Raw genomic sequence first — 16,330 nt, 5'->3', positions numbered from 1 at the left:
ATTGTTATCGGTCTTATAAGCTCTACTTCTACTCCCGCTTCTTTTGCTTTTTTGACAGCACCTTTTGCTGGTCTGGTGGTTGAACCAAATACAAAAAGGGCTGTTTTTGCTTTTTCATTTTTCTCGTTCTCCAGCATTACTATATCATCATAGTATTTATCAAGTTTGGAATTTATCCTTCTTACATTTGCATCTATTGTCGATGGGGTAAGATCCGGTATCCCATCTTCTCCATGTATCATACCTGATATGTTGTACCTGCAGCCTCCACCTAATGGCGGCAGCACCGGTAAACCTGTCTCATCTATTTTGTAGGGAAGATATTTATCTTCAGGTAATGCATCTCTCCTTCTATCTACTATTTCTAATTCTTCTTTGTCAGGTATAACTATACTTTCTCTCATGTGTGCCAGAAGTTCATCCATTAAAATCACTACCGGCACCATATATTTTTCTGACAGATTAAATGCCTTTACTGTTATCTCATATGCTTCTTTTACTGAACCTGGCATTACTGCTATACGTGGACTGTCTCCATGTGAACCCCATTTGGCCTGCATTATATCTGCCTGATGTGGTTTGGTGGCTCCTCCTGTTGATGGACCCACTCTCTGTGCATTGTAAATTACTATCGGCAGCTCTACCATTGCTGCATAGCCTAAGTTCTCCTGCATCAGGCTGAATCCAGGTCCACTTGTTGCTGTCATCGATTTCTTCCCTGCTGCTGATGCTCCTATTACTGCACCTATACTCCCCAGCTCATCTTCCATCTGTATAAATCTTCCTCCATGAGAAGGCAGCTTTTCTGAGAGTATTTCTATTACTTCTGTTGAAGGGGTAATTGGATATCCAGCACAGAATTTTACTCCTGCTGCCAGTGCTCCCTCGGCTACCGCCTGATTACCCTGCATTAGTACTGCTTCTTTCATATACTTAATCCTCCTCCACTATTTCTATTGCAAAGTCCGGGCAGCGTAGTTCACACAGCATACAGTTAATACATGCATCTGCCTCCACTACCTTTAGTTTGCCTGTAATGTCCAGTTCTAATACATCTGTCGGGCAAAAGTCCACACATATGCCGCAGCTTTTGCACCATGCCTGATTGATCTCAATCTTTGCTTTGTTTTTGCTAATAGTTTCTTCCATAAATCTGATCCTCCTAATTTATAATATCTATTTTTCTGCAGAAGCAGCTTTTCTGTCTCGGTAAAATGTATAAAATGCAAAACCCATAGAACCTGCTATCATAATAATTAATACCCAATTAATCAATCCTTTAAATAGAACAATAGGATTTCCTGCACCCATCAGGAGTGCGCGTCTAACATTTGACTCTGCCATAGGTCCAAGTATTAAGGCAAGTACTGCCGGAGCTGAATCTATATTAAGTTTTCTCATTAAATATCCAATCAGACCAAAAGCCAGCATTAAACCAGAATCAAATAAACTGTTTTGAATTGCATAAGAACCTACAATACTCAGTACTATAATAATCGGTCCTAAAATCGCTGTAGGTATTTTAACAACATTTACAAATAAATTTGCTCCATAATATCCAAGTACAAGCATAATAAAATTACCGATTAAAATTGCTCCCATAAAAGAATAAACAATATCTGCATTCTGGGCAAATAACCTTGGCCCTGGATTTAATCCCTGAATTAAAAGCCCACCAATCAAAACTGCAGTTACTCCATTACCAGGAACACCTAAAGTTAAAAGTGGTATTAGGGATCCCCCAGTTACACCATTATTGGCTGCTTCAGAAGCAGCAATCCCTTCACTGTAACCTGTACCATATTTTTCAGGATGTTTGGACCATCTTTTGCCTTCATTATATCCAACATAAGAAGCTATATTTGCTCCGGCGCCTGGAATAATACCTATTAATGTTCCAAGAATACCTGATCTTAAATATGTAGGCCAGATTTCTTTTATTTCTGCAAAAATTTCTTTTGGCGAAATAAGTTTATCTCTTTTCATAACACTTATACCTTTATTTAATTCTCCACTTTCTAAAGTCTCTAGAACCTGTGGAATAGAATATAATCCTATTAATAATACTATAACCTGAACACCACTCTGTAAGTTAACATTTCCAAATGTAAATCTAGAAGTACCTACCAGTGGATCCATTCCAATTACACCTACAAAAAGGCCGAGCGCTGCTGAAATAAAACCTTTAATGGGATTATCTGCAGAAAGAGTTACGATTATGGATAAACCAAATAAAGCGACCCAAAAATATTCGGATGGACCAAATTCTAAAGCAATTTTTGCAAGTGGCGGTGAAATAAACAATAAGGCAAGAGCACTAATCACACCACCAGTAACAGAAGAAGTTATAGAAATTTTTAAAGCCTTATCTGCTTCACCGTTTATAGTCATTGGATAGCCATCAAGTGTTGTAGCAACAGAAGCAGGTGTTCCAGGTACTCGTATTAATATTGCAGATATTGAGCCTCCATAAATTGCTCCAATATATATACTTCCAAGTAAAATAAGTCCATAGGCAGGCTCCATAGCAAAAGTTATAGGAATCAGTAAAGCAACTCCCATAGTAGCTGATAAACCAGGCATAGCACCAATTGTTATACCTCCAGCAACACCAAAAATCATTAAAAAGATACCATAAAAACTAAAAATTGTTGAAAAAGCCGCAAATAATGAACCCCACATAAATTTTTACCTCCTCAATTTATTTTAAGATAAAATTCCCATCGGTAATGGTACATTTAAAAAGGATCTAAATACTAGATATAAAAATGCACTAAAAAGGAGGGGATAGAGAAATAAAATCTTTTTATTTTTATAACCAAGAATAAGTGATAATGAAAATAAAAATAATGGTGTTACAATAAAATATCCAGCTATATCAATCAATACAAAATACATTATGGTAATTCCAATAATAATTCCTATTCTCTTTATATTAATATTTTCTTTTTTTTCTTCTTTATAAAAATCAAATTGAGCTGCTAAAAATAGTGCAACTGAAAGGACCATGCTCCCCATAAAAATCGCTTTAGGAAATGTACTTGCCCCTCCCATTTCATATTCCCCAGCTTTTATATACCCGGCAATACTTAAAATAAAAATTACAGTGGCAGTAATTTTATCTTTTACAGACATTTTCATTGTTTTTTCCTCCCTCTTTAAATTAATTTTTTATTAAGAGGGAGAAGCATATGCTTCTCCCTCTGCTTCAAATATTATTTATTTCTTTATTACCACTGGAATTTTTTGTGTAATTCTTTAATACTACTATTATATTGATCAACAAGTTTTTGTGCATCGTCTAATATCTGAATATCAAGAGGCTGTTTAGCTTTTGTAGCCTTTTCTACAAATTCCGGATTCTCAGCTGCTTTTTCAGCTGCATCTGCAAGAATATGAACTATTTCATCTGGAGTACCTGGTACACATGAGATACCACGGCTGGAACCAGAAACTACATTATAACCCAATTCTTTAAATGTAGGAGCATCTGGAAGATCAGGATATCTTTTTTCAGACATAACTGCTAAAATGCGCATTTGTCCTGATTCAACAAACTGTACTGCTTCACTTGCATTGATAGCTGAAGCCATAATATGACCACCAAGTAGAGCTGTTCTGTTGGGAGCAGCACCTGTAAATGGTACTGGAGTAAATTTTACGCCAGTTCTGTCCTGCAGCATCAATGTTGCTATATGATCATCTGAACCAATACCGGCATTACCAATTGTTACTGAACCAGGATTTTCTTCAGCAAATTTAAGAAATGATTCCAGATCTGGAAATCTATCATCATCTGCTTTAACAACGATTACACCAGGATCTGTTACTAAGTTAATGAGAGGTATAAACTCATCTACTTTATAATTAGTTTCTCTCATAAGTGGATTAGACACAAGATGAGGTAAATTAGTAAATCCAATTGAATATCCATCTGGTTTCTGGTTATAGAGCCATGTAATACCAACTTCAGCATTGGAACCAGGTTTATTTAAAATTGCTATACTTGTGCCAAGTTCTTCTTCTAGATAAGGGCAAAAAGTCTTGCTATTACATCTGTTCCACCACCTGCGGAAAATGGGACCATTAAAGTAATTGGTTTACTAGGATAATCGGCCGCCATTATACTGCTGCTCATACTCATAACTAAAATCACCATTAAAATTACTACTGCTGTTCTTCTCATAAAAATTTTCCTCCTTTTAATTTTAAATAAATTGAATTTTAAAAACTGAAAAAGCATTTCACCTCCTCATAAGTTAGTTTTTTATTTTAACTTCTCTTGTAGCAACAATACTGCAGTCTAATCCAGCAGGAGAATCTAAAATAATATCTCCTACTGAAACAGGGGCATTTACTCTCAAGTCATCAATTACATTCATTATATCCATTACTTTTTCTAACGGAACTGGTTTATCAGTCTTTACACTTACAAGAGAAGTATCCCCACCTTCAACCATCACTGAAGAAGTCAGTGTCCGCATTGGATTTTTAATTTCCTGTTTTGCATAATCATTACCCTTTGGACATAATGCACCTTCAATTTCTATTATTTCATCATCCAGATATTTTACTTTTATATTACATCCATTTGGACATAATATACAGGAAATATCTTTTTCTTCTGTCATTATTCAGCCACCACCTTTATCGTTGATTTTTCCAGTGGTTTAAATTTTTCACTGCTGACTTTTATCTTTATCATTTCCGATGGATTTACTTTTTCAAAATTCTCTTCATGAAGAATCTTTCCATCGGCTGCAATTTTTATAGTTTTATCATTATCCGGTTTTCGAACCCGCATAGAAAATATCTGATCTTTTTCTTTAGAAATAACCTGTGGTATTACATATCCTATTCCACTTCCGGCTTCCACAAAAATATTATCTTTGTTCAATTTGTGGCCTTTTTTAATATATTCAGATGCTGCTTTACCAGCTTTTTCTGCTTCATCAGAAACAAAGTCCACCAGATCATGTATGTGAAGAACATTTCCACAGGCAAAGATACCGTCAACATTTGTCTCCAGATTATCTTTAACCACTGCCCCACCTGTTGTATCATCCAGCTGAACTTTTGCTTTTTTGGAAAGTTCATTTTCTGGAATAAGACCAACAGAAAGAATTAATGTATCACATTTTATCTCATATTCTGTACCTGCAATTGGATTAAATGCCTCATCAACTTCTGCAGCAGTAACTGACTTAAGCCTGCCATTACCTTTAACATCTATTACAGTCTGACTGAGTTTAAGGGGAATATTATAATCAATAAGACACTGATTAATATTTCTCCTTAATCCGTTTGAATAAGGCATAATCTCGAGTACTGCTTTAACATCAGCACCTTCCAGTGTCAGCCTTCTTGCCATAATTAAACCAATATCACCTGAACCCAGAATAACAATTTCCTTTCCAACCTGTATATTCTGGAGGTTCATCAAATTCTGTGCCAGTCCTGCTGTATATATACCTGAAGGTCTGTCACCTGGCAGGCTGATCCCGCCAGCTGTTCTTTCTCTGCTTCCCATTGCTAAAATTACAGCTTCTGCTTTTATGTGAAGAATACCTTCACTCTCGTTAAATGCTTTTATTTCTTTTTCATCTGTTAATTCTGTTACAATAGTATTTGTCATTATTTCTAATTCTTTTTCTCTAACTTTATCGATATATCGGTGTGCATATTCCGGTCCTGTTAACACTTCCTTAAATTTGTGCAGACCAAAACCATCGTGAATACACTGATTTAAAATTCCACCCGGTCTGTCTTCTCTTTCAATAATTAATATATCTTCAATTCCTTCCTCATATGCAGCAAGTGCAGCTGCTAATCCTGCCGGTCCTGCTCCGATAATTACAAGTTCTTTCTTCATCATTTTATTCCCACCCCTTTGCCTGTCCAGCAAACAGATTGGAGTTATTGCCTTCCAGCTTAATATCTTCCAAATCCATATCAAATTCATCCTGCATAATCTTTATTATTCTGGTCATACAGTAGCCTCCCTGACATCTTCCCATAGTAGCTCTGGCTCTGTATTTAACTCCTTTGAGTGTCTGTACTCCAAGCGGATTATTTAAAGCATCTATTATTTCCTGTTTGGTTATATTTTCACACCTGCATACTATTTCTCTGTAATTTGGATTGTCTTCAGCAAGTTCTTTCTGTTTTTCTTCGGGAAGTTCATAAAATTTAGTTATTCCTTTTCTTGTTTTCTCAAAATCTTTATCTTCTATTAATTTTTCCATTTTATCTATCATCTCTACAACATATTTTGCAATACCCGGTGCAGAAGTAAGTCCAGGTGATTCAATTCCAATCAGGTTAATAAAATTATCGTATTTAGGACTTTTTTCTATCACAAAATCTGTAAATCCTCCCATTTCTGGTGGGACAATTTTGCTTCTAATACCAGAATAACTTCTTATCACCATTTCTCTGGATATTTTAGGCAGAAAACCTCTTGCTTCTTTTAATAATTTGTCCATAACTTCTTTTGTAGTTGCTTCATTATCTACACTATCAATATACTCATTGCTTGGTCCTATTAAAATATTTCCCTCTACAGTTGGTGTAAGGTGTATCCCATATCCTCCAGCATTTTCCGGTGGTACAGGATAGACAAGTCTTGACATAAGTGCTGATGCATTTTTGTCCAGCACATAGTATTCACCCCGACAGGGATATATTTTATACCTATCTTCACCGGAAAAAGCCGCTATTTTATCTGAATAAAGTCCAGCAGAATTAATAACATAATCTGCTAAAATCTCACCTCTGTCTGTTTTGACAGAAAATTTGGAATTCTTTTTGCTTATTTTTACAACCTTTGTATTCAGGCTGATCTCCACACCGTTTTGGTGTGCGTTCTCTGCAAAAGCTATTGTAAGTTCATATGGGCTTGTAATCGCACTGTTGGGAGAATACATAGCTGCTTTACCGGATATATTCGGTTCTTTTTCTTCTATAAAATCTTCACCAACTATATACAGTTCTGCTCCATTTTTTCTACCTATGTACTGCAGATTGTACAGTTCAGCAATCTGTTTTTCTTCAACAGCTACTACCAGCTTACCTGTTTTTTCATAAGGAACATCCAGTTCACTGCAGATTTCTTCAAAATGGCTGTTGCCGTACATACATACATCTGCTTTAAGAGAACCAACAGGTGCTGTAAAACCAGAATGTACCACTCCACTGTTGCTGTTGCTTGCCCCCTGACCAACATCATTTTCTTTTTCAATCAGTAATACATCAGCTTTATATCTGCTGAGTTCTCTTGCAATGGCAGTGCCGACCACACCACCTCCTATTATTGCAATATCGTAGTTTTGTTTTTTCAAAACTGGCCCTCCTATTCGTCATTAAATTTTTCAATTAAACTCTTCTAAAAAAATTGTTAGAAATTTTCGGCTTGCAGTACTATAATAAAATAAAATATAAAGATTTGCTTATCTAATATTGTTACATGGCTTTTATTCAACATATATTGTTGTAAACTTTTAACATATGATGTATACTCATATTAGTAGTATATCTAATCAGATTTAATATTAAGTACTAATTAAAATTATTATAGGCTGAAAGATAATTGAAATTATGACAATTTATAGGGAGGGAAAAAATTGAGCAAAAATTTTCAGAAAGAATTTAATGAAAGTCCACTGATGAAAGATTTCAGTATTTCACACAGAAAAACTTCTTCAACAGTAAAATACTACAAACATTACCACAATGCTTACGAAATTTTGATGCAGAACAGTGGTTCAGGCGAGTTTTTTATAAAAGATAATAATTATAATATGACAGCCAAAACCCTCTTCTTAATAGATGAATTTGATATACATAGAACTCTTGTCAAAAAAAATTCATCAAATTATGACCGCTTTGTTATACAGATTAAAGCACCATTTTTGAAAAATAACTGTATATTTGAAAAATATAATTTCCGCTTAACAGACATTTTTAAAAAAGGTATTAAATGTATCAATCTAGATGATATAGAATACAAAAATATTAAATACCTTACAGAAAAAATAATTATGGAATCAACTAAAAAAAATTACGGATTTGAACCGATTATTCATGCCTATTTACTGCAGATGTTTATCATCATAGACAGAATTCTTGAAAACCAGCCAGAATACAGCAGCAGTAATGACAAAAAGACAGATTCCAACCTGCAGCTGGAGGAAATAATTGATTATATCGATAATAATTACCAAAATAATATAACCCTTCAGCAGATCGCCGAAGAGTTATATATCAGCAAATACTATTTAAGTCATTTTTTTAAAAAAAATACAGGTTTTACAGTTATAGAATTTGTCAACAGCAAAAGAATTATAGAAGCACAGAAAATGCTTATAAAAAGCAGTGACAATATTACAGATATTGCTGTTAATGTCGGTTTTAATTCTTTAACACATTTTGAAAGAATTTTTAAAAAGATAAATGGAATTACTCCCAGTCAGTACCGGGAAATAGAGGGATAATATTCAGCTTATGCAGCTTGACCTATTCAGCAGAAAATAGTGCTTTAATAAATTCTTCAGGATTAAAATCCTGGAGGTCTTCTGCTGCTTCTCCAACTCCGATCAGCTTAATTGGAATATTTAGCTCGTTTTTTACCGCTACAACTATACCACCTTTAGCTGTTCCATCCAGCTTTGTCAGTACAATACCATCAACCTTAACGGCATCATTAAATATTTTTGCCTGTGAAATTGCATTTTGACCAGTGGTAGCATCTAAAACTAATAGTACTTCCACAGATGCATTGTTTTCTGCTGCCTGAGCATCAATAATTCGCTTTACTTTTTTTAATTCTTCCATCAAATTTTTTTGAGTATGCAGCCTGCCGGCAGTATCAATAATCAATAAATCCATTTCTCTGGCTTTTGCTGCCTGAACTGCATCATATGCAACTGCTGCTGCATCTGAACCTTCCTGCTGTGATATTACATTTATACCCAGGCGGTCTCCCCAGATTTGAAGCTGTTCAATTGCTCCTGCTCTAAATGTATCACCGGCAGCAAGCATTACCCTTTTTCCCTGTTCTTTAAACCTGCCTGCTATTTTAGCAATAGTAGTTGTTTTACCTGCCCCATTTACACCCACTACCATAATTATATTCAGCTTGTCATCAAGTCCAATACCACCTTCTTCATCCTGCAGAAGTTTTTTTAATTCTTTATGGAAGTAATCCATCAATACTTCCGGTTCTTTAATATCTTCATTTTCAACATCTTCTTTTAAATTTTCTATTAATGCAAAAGTGGTTTTAACTCCAACATCAGCCTGAATTAAAACCTCTTCCAATTCTTCAAATAAATCATCATCAATACCACTTCTACCGCTAAAAATACTGCTTACCCTATCCACTAAACCCTTTTGAGTTTTCTTTAAACCGTTTTTTAATCTCTGAAAAAAATTCAATTTTCAATAGCCTCCTTAACAAAATTGTTGCTTATCTGATCTTTGTGATCAAGCTTTAAAGATATTAAGCGGGAAACACCCGATTTTTCCATAGTTACACCATAAAGTGTATCAACCTCTGTCATCATATACCGCCTATGTGTAATAATTATAAATTGAGCTACTTTAGAAAATTTCCTTATAAAACTTGCAAATCTAACTATATTAACATCATCCAGTGGTGCATCAATTTCGTCCAGTACATAAAAAGGACTCGGTTTTACCTGTACAAATGCAAATATCAATGCAATTGCAGTTAAAGCACGTTCCCCTCCGGAGAGAAGTGATAGACTCTTAAGTGATTTACCGGGCGGTTGAGCATGAATCTCAACACCTGAATTCAAAAGATCATCAGGATCGGTCAGTTTAAGCTCAGCCTCTCCTCCCTGGAAAAGAGCTTTAAATACTTTTTCGAATTGAACTTTAACAGCAATAAAAGTTTTAGAGAACATATTATACATTGACTGTTCTATATCAGAAATTACTATTTCGATTGTTTTTCTTGCTGAAATTAGATCTTCCTGCTGTTCATGTAAAAAGTCAAGTCTTTCTTTTAGTTCAGCAAACTCTTCAACAGCTGCTTCATTAACTGGATGCAGCTTTTTTATTTCTTTTTTGTAGTTTTCAATTTCTTTTTCTATCTTATCCTCTTCTGAATCAGGAATATTTGTTAAAAGGGAAGAATCTATTTTCCCTGGGTTAAGCTGGTAATCCTCTCTCAAAATCTGCTCAATATTTTCTAACTTATTGAGTAATTTATTATAAATGATATCATAATCATGAAATTCATCTCTAATTTCAGTTAGCTGTTTCTGTATATATTCCAGCTTTTTCTCCTTTTTTTCAACTACAGTCTCCAGGTTTTTTATTCGGTCTTCAAGTTCACTTTTTTTGACTGCCAGTTTATCCCTTTTTTCCATGAGCTTATTTTGTGTACTGTGAAGTGATTTTTCTCTCTTTTCAATTTTATTTAAATTTTCGTCTAAATCACAGATTCTCTGCAGATTTTCATCTATAATATTATTGATTTTCTGCAAATTTTCTTTTTTTTCATTAAGGCGTTTTTTAGCATTCTGTTTTTTTTCGGTAATTCTGGCTCCATCAACCTGCAGCTTTCCTATTATATCTTCAAGTTCTGAAATATTTTCTTTTTTACTGCTTTTTTTCTCAGTTAAATTAACAAGTTCTGATTCAAGATCAGCTATTTTTTCTTTAAATTCTATTATCTTTTCTTTGTTTTTTTCAAATAAAACTTTATTTTCAGAAGAGCTGGAAAACAAATCTGCATAATCATTATTTATTTTACTTATTCTATTTTTGAGATTATCAATATTAACAGAAAAGCTTTCTTTAGTGCTTATTAAAGAATTTTTTTCTAATTTTTTTTTCTGAAATTCTTCTTTCTGGTTTTCAAGTATTTGTTCTGATTTTTTGAGTTTTTCGTTTAAATTTTTAGCTTTGTCTACCTGTTTTTTTCCTTTTTTCCTAAGTTTTTCCTTTTCTTCACTCAATTCTTCAATAACTCTGTTTCTTCCCAATAGATTGCGTTTGCTGTTCTTACTGCTTCCACCAGATATAGCTCCACCAGGAAATACAACATCTCCATCCAGAGTTACTATTTTAAAGTTCTTATCAACAATCCTGGCTGCTTTTACAGCACTGTCAATATTATCAGTTACTATAATTCTGCCCAGCAAAAAATTGAAAATATCTATAAATTTCTCCGAAAACTGAACAAGATCAACTGCAGCAGCTATAAATCCTTCAGTATTATTTAACTTATCTAAATAATAATCAGAAATTCTGCTTCCATCAATCATATTCAAAGGCAGAAAAGTTGCTCTTCCACTACCTGTTTTTTTTAAAAATGAAACAGCTTTTTTAGCAGTACCATCATCTTCAACCACTATATTCTGAAGTTTTGCTCCCAGAGCCGTTTCAACAGCAGTTTCATATTTTTTTTCAACATCAAGTATCTCAGCAACAACATCTATTATCCCTGGGAAATCTTCTTTTTTTTCTAAAACATTTTTTACACCATAGTAATACCCTTCGTAACTTTCCTGCATTTCTTCCATCAGCTGCAGGCGGGAGCCCAAGCGCTGGAATTCTTCTTTTGCTGCTTCCAGCTTTTCTTTCTGTTCTTCCAGCTGTTCTCGATAATTATTGATTTCTTTTTTTGATGATTCAATTTTATTTTCAGCTAATTCAATTTCTTGATTAATCTTTTTAATTTGATCTTCCAAACTATTAAATTTATGCATCTGTGTTTCCAGTTCAGAAATAAGTTCTTTCCGGCTGTTATTAATTTCATCCAGCCTTTCACCATTTATATCAAGTCTTTCATTTAGCCTATCATTCCTTGATTTTAGCTGATTTTTTTCTTCTTTTAATCTGGTTATTAAATTTTTGTTTTTTGCTATCTTTTTATCTAAGTTATTTATTTTTTCTTTTTCTAAACTTAATTCTTCTTTAAATTTTTCTAACTTATCCTGCAGAGATTTTTCGTCTAAAGATATGATTTTAAAATTTTTGCTGCTGTCTTCATATATTTTTTCTGCAGCTGATGCATCTTTATTAAGATCATCGATTTTATTCTGTAGTATTTTTTTTTCTTGCAGATAATTTTTTCTTCTCTCTACCAGTATATTAAGTGTATTTTTTATTTCATTAAGTTTATTTTCAGCCTGAAAATATTCATCTGTTGTACTGTCTTTTCTGTTCTTTAATAATTTCAATTTTTCTTTTTTCTCTTTAAGAAAGTTCGATATCTTTTCATAAATATTTTTCTGCTTATTTAGTACTGCCTCTGCTTTATCTCTATTATTTTTAATCTCCAGATAATCTTCGGAAATATTAATCCATCTTTTATTAAGGAGACTTATTTCCAGTTCTGATAAATCTTCCTTTAAAGAAAAATATCTTTTTGCTTTTTGGGAAGCTTTTTTGAGTGGTTCTCTTCTTTTTTCTAATTCATCGATTAAATCTTTAACTCTATTTAAATCATGACTTGTATTTTTAAGTCTTTTTTCCGCTTCTTCTTTTCTCTTTTTATGTTTCATAATACCAGCTGCTTCTTCAAAAAAAAGCCGCATTTTATCAGGCTTGCTGTGTATTATAGAATCGATTTTCCCCTGGCCAATTATAGAATAACCATCACTGCCCAATCCTGTATCCATCAGCAGCATTTCAATATCTTTTAAACGGCAAGCAGCACCGTTAATTAAATAATCACTTCTGCCTTCAGCATCAACTTTTCTGCTGATTGTTACTTCATCACCATCTAAAGACAATATCCCTTCTGAATTATCAAAAAACAGGGTAACACTAGCCTGATGTGAAGCTTTTTTTTCGTCACTGCCAGAAAAAATTATATCTGACATTCTACTGCCGCGGAGAGCTTTGGCACTCTGCTCACCCAAAACCCATCTTATAGCATCAACAATATTACTTTTCCCACTTCCATTTGGGCCAACAATGGCAGTAATATTTTCTTCTATCTCTATATCTGTTTTTTTAGCAAATGATTTAAAGCCGTTCAGGCGTATTTTCCTCAGAAAAATTTTAAACACCTACCTATCTATCAGCATACAATTTAAAAACCTACCCTTACGGATAGGTTTAAAAAAATTAGTTTTAACGAGGTTCTACAATGAATTTGATGGCCGTTCTTTCTTCACCATCAATTTCAATTTCAGTAAAAGCAGGAATCATAATTAAATCCAATCCGTTTGGAGCAACATAACCCCTGGATATTGCTATTGCTTTGATTGTTTGATTAACTGCACCAGCACCTATTGCCTGAACTTCCGCTCTGCTGTTTTCTCTTAAAACTGCTGCCAGAGCTCCAGCTACTGCTTTTGGATCTGATTTTGATGATACTTTTAATTCATCCATAAATAATAGCTCCCCCTTAAGTTAAATAAACTGATTTTTTCGAATACTGCTTTTACTAATTATATAATACCTAATAAAATATATTCTTTATAAAAAGAATAAATCCTTTATTTTGAAATTATTAACCAAGCTTTTTAAGCTTTTTTACTTCATGTTTGGTTAAATATCTATATGTACCTTTATTTAAATTATCAATTTTTAAAAAAGAAAAGCCGATTCTTTTAAGTTTTCTAACTGGATAACCAATTATTTCGCACATTCTGCGTACCTGTCTGTTTCTTCCCTCATGAATTGTTATTTCAAATTTTGTTTTGTTTTCAGCTTTATAAAATCTAATATTATCAATTTCAGCAGGAGCAGTTTTTCTTCCATCAATAATGATTCCTTCTTTAAATTTATTAAACTCTTCTCTATCTATTAAACCTTTAATTTCAACTTCATAAGTTTTATCAACTTCTTTTTTTGGATGTGTCAGCTTATATGTAAGATCTCCATCATTGGTCAAAATAAGCAGTCCGGAAGTATTAAAATCCAATCTGCCGACCGGATAAAGTCGCTGTTTTATATCAGGCAGCAGGTCCATAACAGTAGTCCTTCCTTCAGGATCGGATACTGTGGTGATATAGCCTTCCGGTTTATTTAAAAGTATATATACTTTTTTTTCTTTAGAAATAATTTTACCGTCAACAATAATTTCATCACTTTCTGGATCAATTTTAACTCCCTTTTCCGTCACAACCTCTCCATTGACAGAAACTCTTCCTTCAGCAATTATTTTTTCACATTTTCTACGGGAAGCAATACCTGCATGTGCCATAACTTTCTGAAGTCTATCCAATATTAATTCACCTCACTGTAGCGATTATTAGGCATTTTTCTATTATTTATATCATCTTCACTTTTTTCTGTTTTATTTTTGTTATCAACAAATTTATCATCTTTTTTGTCCTTAATATTTTCTATAAAAAGCTGTTCAATTTTTTCTATCTCTGGAAGCTGAGAAAGATCTTCAATATCTAGATGCTGAAGAAACTCATCTGTTGTTCCATAAAGAATAGGATTCCCAATAGTTTCTTTTCTGCCCAGCTCCATAATCAAATTATATTTTCCAAGGGTAGATAGAGTCCTTTCAACTTTAACTCCTCTTATTTCTTCAATTTCAGAACGTGTTACAGGCTGACGATAGGCAATTATAGCCAGTGTTTCCATTGCAGCAGTAGAAAGAGTAGTAACTTTATTTATGTCAAAAAGTTTTTCCACATAATCAGCATACTGTTTTTTTGTCTTAAAAATATAAGCATCATTATATTTTTTTAGTAAAATACCAAATTCCTCCTGTCGATATTTTTTTATCAGCAAATCTAAAATTTCCTGCAGATTATCACTTTCCAGCCCAGTAATGGAAAGAAGATCAGAAAAGCGAACTGGTTTTTTACTGCTGAAAATCACCGCTTCAAGCACAGGAAAATAGTCTTTTTTTTGCATTATATCTGACACCTTTCTAAAAATTTATTTTTCCAGAGAAATTTTTATTTCATCAAAATGATTTTTTTGAATCACTATAATTCTTTTTCTCTTCATCAGTTCCAGCAGTGCAAGTAAAGTCACAACAATTTCAAGCTGATTTTTTTGATCATTAATAAATTTATAAAATGAAATTTCTTCATTAAATTCTCTAATGGTTTTAAGCATACTGCGAATTTTATTTCTAATGCTAAATTTCTCTTCTTTTATATATTCAAGCTTGGGATTGCGCATAATTTTTGTCTTTTCGTCTTTTTCTGCAGTAAGTGCTTTATGGATAAGATCGTAAAGTTCAGCTGCAGAAATGGATAAATCTATCTGCAGCATTTCCGGCATAATTTCATCAATATCCACACAGCAGCTGTATTGTGAACCTGCCTCTTCTTCCCATTCTTTTAGAACAGATGCAATATTTTTAAACAGCTCATATTCTCTTAATCTGCTGATTAAATCATGTTCATCATCTTCATTTTCTTCCACTTCGACAGGAAGAAGAGCTTTAACTTTTATCTCTATTAATTCTGCAGCAATAACAAGAAATTCACTTGCCATATCTATATCAAATTCCTGCATATTGTTTAAATATTCCAGATATTGATCTGTTATTTTCGCCAGTGAGACCTCATTTATGCCTATTTTATTCTTTTTTATGAGCTGATAAAGCAGCTCTAAAGGACCTTCAAAACTGTCGAGAACGATCTGATATTCCATGTTAAAATCCTTTCATTTATGTCGAAATCTCTTTTTTGCAACTCAAAAATAATTTTGGGGAAACTCTTTTTATAATAACATATTATAAAAGAGATTTACAGCCGGTCCTAAAATAGCCCAGAGTACACCTGTATATGCCAGTCCAAGCAGAAGTATCATTCCAGCAGGACCTTCCAGTTTTCTTAGGTATTTATCAAATTTTGAAGGTAGAAAACCAAAGAGAATTTTTGATCCATCAAGTGGAGGTACTGGTAAAAGGTTAAATAATCCAAGACTTATATTGATTATAACTGCCAGCCTAAAAAAAACAAAAGCGGTAAAAAAGATACTCCCATATCCTGACTGCTGCAGCTGATATATTGATGAACTGCTTAAAAATATAACTCCTCTGGCAAATAGAGAAAATATTACAGCCAGTACAAAATTAGAAGCAGGACCTGCAATTCCAACATACATCATTCCTTTTTTGGGAGAATTATAGTAGTTTGGATTAATTGGAACCGGTTTGGCCCAGCCAAATCTTCTTGTCAGAATTAAAACAAGGCTTCCCATCGGATCAAGATGTGCAAGTGGGTTAAGAGTAAGCCTCCCCATTGCTTTTGGTGTTGGGTCACCCAGCAGATAAGAAACATATCCATGTGAAAATTCGTGTATAGAAAGCGATATTAGTAGTATCGGTATAATTAACATTAATTCATATATAATATCCAATTTTTTCACCTCA

At 33.4% G+C, this 16,330-nt stretch carries 17 protein-coding genes; 1 reads left to right on the top strand and 16 read right to left on the bottom strand.

Annotated elements, in window-relative coordinates:
* The 9 genes from DFR78_RS02850 to DFR78_RS02810 all read right to left on the bottom strand — a co-directional run.
* Nucleotides 1-929: 2-oxoacid:acceptor oxidoreductase subunit alpha (locus DFR78_RS02850; protein ID WP_114457328.1), on the bottom strand; the 929-nt coding region annotated here is incomplete at its 3' end.
* A gap of 4 nt (nt 930-933) precedes the next feature.
* Entirely contained in the window at nt 934-1,149 is a 216-nt protein-coding gene (locus tag DFR78_RS02845; protein ID WP_199505533.1) for a ferredoxin family protein, read from the bottom strand.
* A gap of 27 nt (nt 1,150-1,176) precedes the next feature.
* The gene (locus DFR78_RS02840) at nt 1,177-2,682 is read right to left on the bottom strand and encodes a tripartite tricarboxylate transporter permease (RefSeq protein WP_114457327.1); all 1,506 of its coding nucleotides are present in this window, start codon (nt 2,680-2,682) and stop codon (nt 1,177-1,179) included.
* 24 nt (nt 2,683-2,706) lie between these two features.
* Nucleotides 2,707-3,141, bottom strand: coding sequence for a tripartite tricarboxylate transporter TctB family protein (locus DFR78_RS02835; protein ID WP_114457326.1), 435 nt, complete (start codon nt 3,139-3,141; stop codon nt 2,707-2,709).
* Nucleotides 3,142-3,230: 89 nt separating this feature from the next.
* Complete coding sequence (locus tag DFR78_RS02830; protein WP_233486952.1) at nt 3,231-3,998, bottom strand: tripartite tricarboxylate transporter substrate binding protein; 768 nt, start codon at nt 3,996-3,998, stop codon at nt 3,231-3,233.
* A gap of 26 nt (nt 3,999-4,024) precedes the next feature.
* On the bottom strand, nt 4,025-4,186 hold the full coding sequence (locus DFR78_RS11895) for a hypothetical protein (protein ID WP_158531698.1): 162 nt from the start codon (nt 4,184-4,186) through the stop codon (nt 4,025-4,027).
* Between the two features lie 73 nt (nt 4,187-4,259).
* On the bottom strand, nt 4,260-4,631 hold the full coding sequence (locus DFR78_RS02820) for a DUF1667 domain-containing protein (protein ID WP_114457323.1): 372 nt from the start codon (nt 4,629-4,631) through the stop codon (nt 4,260-4,262).
* Nucleotides 4,631-5,875 (bottom strand): NAD(P)/FAD-dependent oxidoreductase, encoded by a 1,245-nt coding sequence (locus DFR78_RS02815; RefSeq protein ID WP_114457322.1) that lies wholly within the window; start codon nt 5,873-5,875, stop codon nt 4,631-4,633. Before DFR78_RS02815 ends, DFR78_RS02820 begins: the two co-directional genes overlap by 1 nt.
* A 1-nt stretch (nt 5,876) precedes the next feature.
* Nucleotides 5,877-7,340 (bottom strand): NAD(P)/FAD-dependent oxidoreductase, encoded by a 1,464-nt coding sequence (locus DFR78_RS02810; protein ID WP_114457321.1) that lies wholly within the window; start codon nt 7,338-7,340, stop codon nt 5,877-5,879.
* A gap of 282 nt (nt 7,341-7,622) precedes the next feature.
* Here DFR78_RS02810 and DFR78_RS02805 point away from each other — a divergent pair, with 282 nt between their 5' ends.
* The gene (locus tag DFR78_RS02805; protein ID WP_114457320.1) at nt 7,623-8,492 is read left to right on the top strand and encodes an AraC family transcriptional regulator; all 870 of its coding nucleotides are present in this window, start codon (nt 7,623-7,625) and stop codon (nt 8,490-8,492) included.
* A gap of 22 nt (nt 8,493-8,514) precedes the next feature.
* Here the strand turns inward: DFR78_RS02805 and ftsY are convergent, their stop codons facing one another.
* The 7 genes from ftsY to DFR78_RS02770 all read right to left on the bottom strand — a co-directional run bounded on the left by ftsY (nt 8,515) and on the right by DFR78_RS02770 (nt 16,326).
* A complete protein-coding gene (gene ftsY, locus DFR78_RS02800; protein WP_114457319.1) occupies nt 8,515-9,435 on the bottom strand; it encodes a signal recognition particle-docking protein FtsY in 921 nt (306 codons plus the stop codon).
* The gene (gene smc, locus DFR78_RS02795) at nt 9,432-13,046 is read right to left on the bottom strand and encodes a chromosome segregation protein SMC (protein ID WP_114457318.1); all 3,615 of its coding nucleotides are present in this window, start codon (nt 13,044-13,046) and stop codon (nt 9,432-9,434) included. Before smc ends, ftsY begins: the two co-directional genes overlap by 4 nt.
* 64 nt (nt 13,047-13,110) lie before the next feature.
* Nucleotides 13,111-13,371, bottom strand: a complete 261-nt coding sequence (locus DFR78_RS02790; RefSeq protein ID WP_114457317.1) for a stage V sporulation protein S — start codon at nt 13,369-13,371, stop codon at nt 13,111-13,113.
* Between the two features lie 121 nt (nt 13,372-13,492).
* Nucleotides 13,493-14,209 carry a pseudouridine synthase gene (locus DFR78_RS02785; RefSeq protein ID WP_147267745.1) on the bottom strand — a complete coding sequence of 239 codons (717 nt, stop codon included), beginning with the start codon at nt 14,207-14,209 and terminating at the stop codon, nt 13,493-13,495.
* A 2-nt stretch (nt 14,210-14,211) separates the two neighbouring features.
* A complete protein-coding gene (gene scpB / locus DFR78_RS02780) occupies nt 14,212-14,856 on the bottom strand; it encodes an SMC-Scp complex subunit ScpB (protein ID WP_114457315.1) in 645 nt (214 codons plus the stop codon).
* Between the two features lie 24 nt (nt 14,857-14,880).
* The gene (locus tag DFR78_RS02775) at nt 14,881-15,606 is read right to left on the bottom strand and encodes a ScpA family protein (RefSeq protein WP_114457314.1); all 726 of its coding nucleotides are present in this window, start codon (nt 15,604-15,606) and stop codon (nt 14,881-14,883) included.
* A 69-nt stretch (nt 15,607-15,675) separates the two neighbouring features.
* Nucleotides 15,676-16,326, bottom strand: coding sequence for a site-2 protease family protein (locus DFR78_RS02770; RefSeq protein WP_369834888.1), 651 nt, complete (start codon nt 16,324-16,326; stop codon nt 15,676-15,678).
* Nucleotides 16,327-16,330 lie beyond the last annotated feature (4 nt).

Origin of the sequence: Halanaerobium sp. MA284_MarDTE_T2, assembly GCF_003337245.1 — a bacterium.
Classification (GTDB): domain Bacteria; phylum Bacillota; class Halanaerobiia; order Halanaerobiales; family Halanaerobiaceae; genus QPJE01.
The sequence above is the reverse complement of the archived record's forward strand: the minus strand, read 5'-3'. Positions and strand labels throughout refer to the sequence as shown.

Coding starts and splice junctions, on each gene's coding strand:
- DFR78_RS02845 (WP_199505533.1), bottom strand. CDS start 1,149: ATGGAAGAAACTATTAGCAAAAACAAAGCAAAGATTGAGATCAATCAG.
- DFR78_RS02840 (WP_114457327.1), bottom strand. CDS start 2,682: ATGTGGGGTTCATTATTTGCGGCTTTTTCAACAATTTTTAGTTTTTAT.
- DFR78_RS02835 (WP_114457326.1), bottom strand. CDS start 3,141: ATGAAAATGTCTGTAAAAGATAAAATTACTGCCACTGTAATTTTTATT.
- DFR78_RS11895 (WP_158531698.1), bottom strand. CDS start 4,186: ATGAGAAGAACAGCAGTAGTAATTTTAATGGTGATTTTAGTTATGAGT.
- DFR78_RS02820 (WP_114457323.1), bottom strand. CDS start 4,631: ATGACAGAAGAAAAAGATATTTCCTGTATATTATGTCCAAATGGATGT.
- DFR78_RS02815 (WP_114457322.1), bottom strand. CDS start 5,875: ATGATGAAGAAAGAACTTGTAATTATCGGAGCAGGACCGGCAGGATTA.
- DFR78_RS02790 (WP_114457317.1), bottom strand. CDS start 13,371: ATGGATGAATTAAAAGTATCATCAAAATCAGATCCAAAAGCAGTAGCT.
- scpB (WP_114457315.1), bottom strand. CDS start 14,856: ATGCAAAAAAAAGACTATTTTCCTGTGCTTGAAGCGGTGATTTTCAGC.
- DFR78_RS02775 (WP_114457314.1), bottom strand. CDS start 15,606: ATGGAATATCAGATCGTTCTCGACAGTTTTGAAGGTCCTTTAGAGCTG.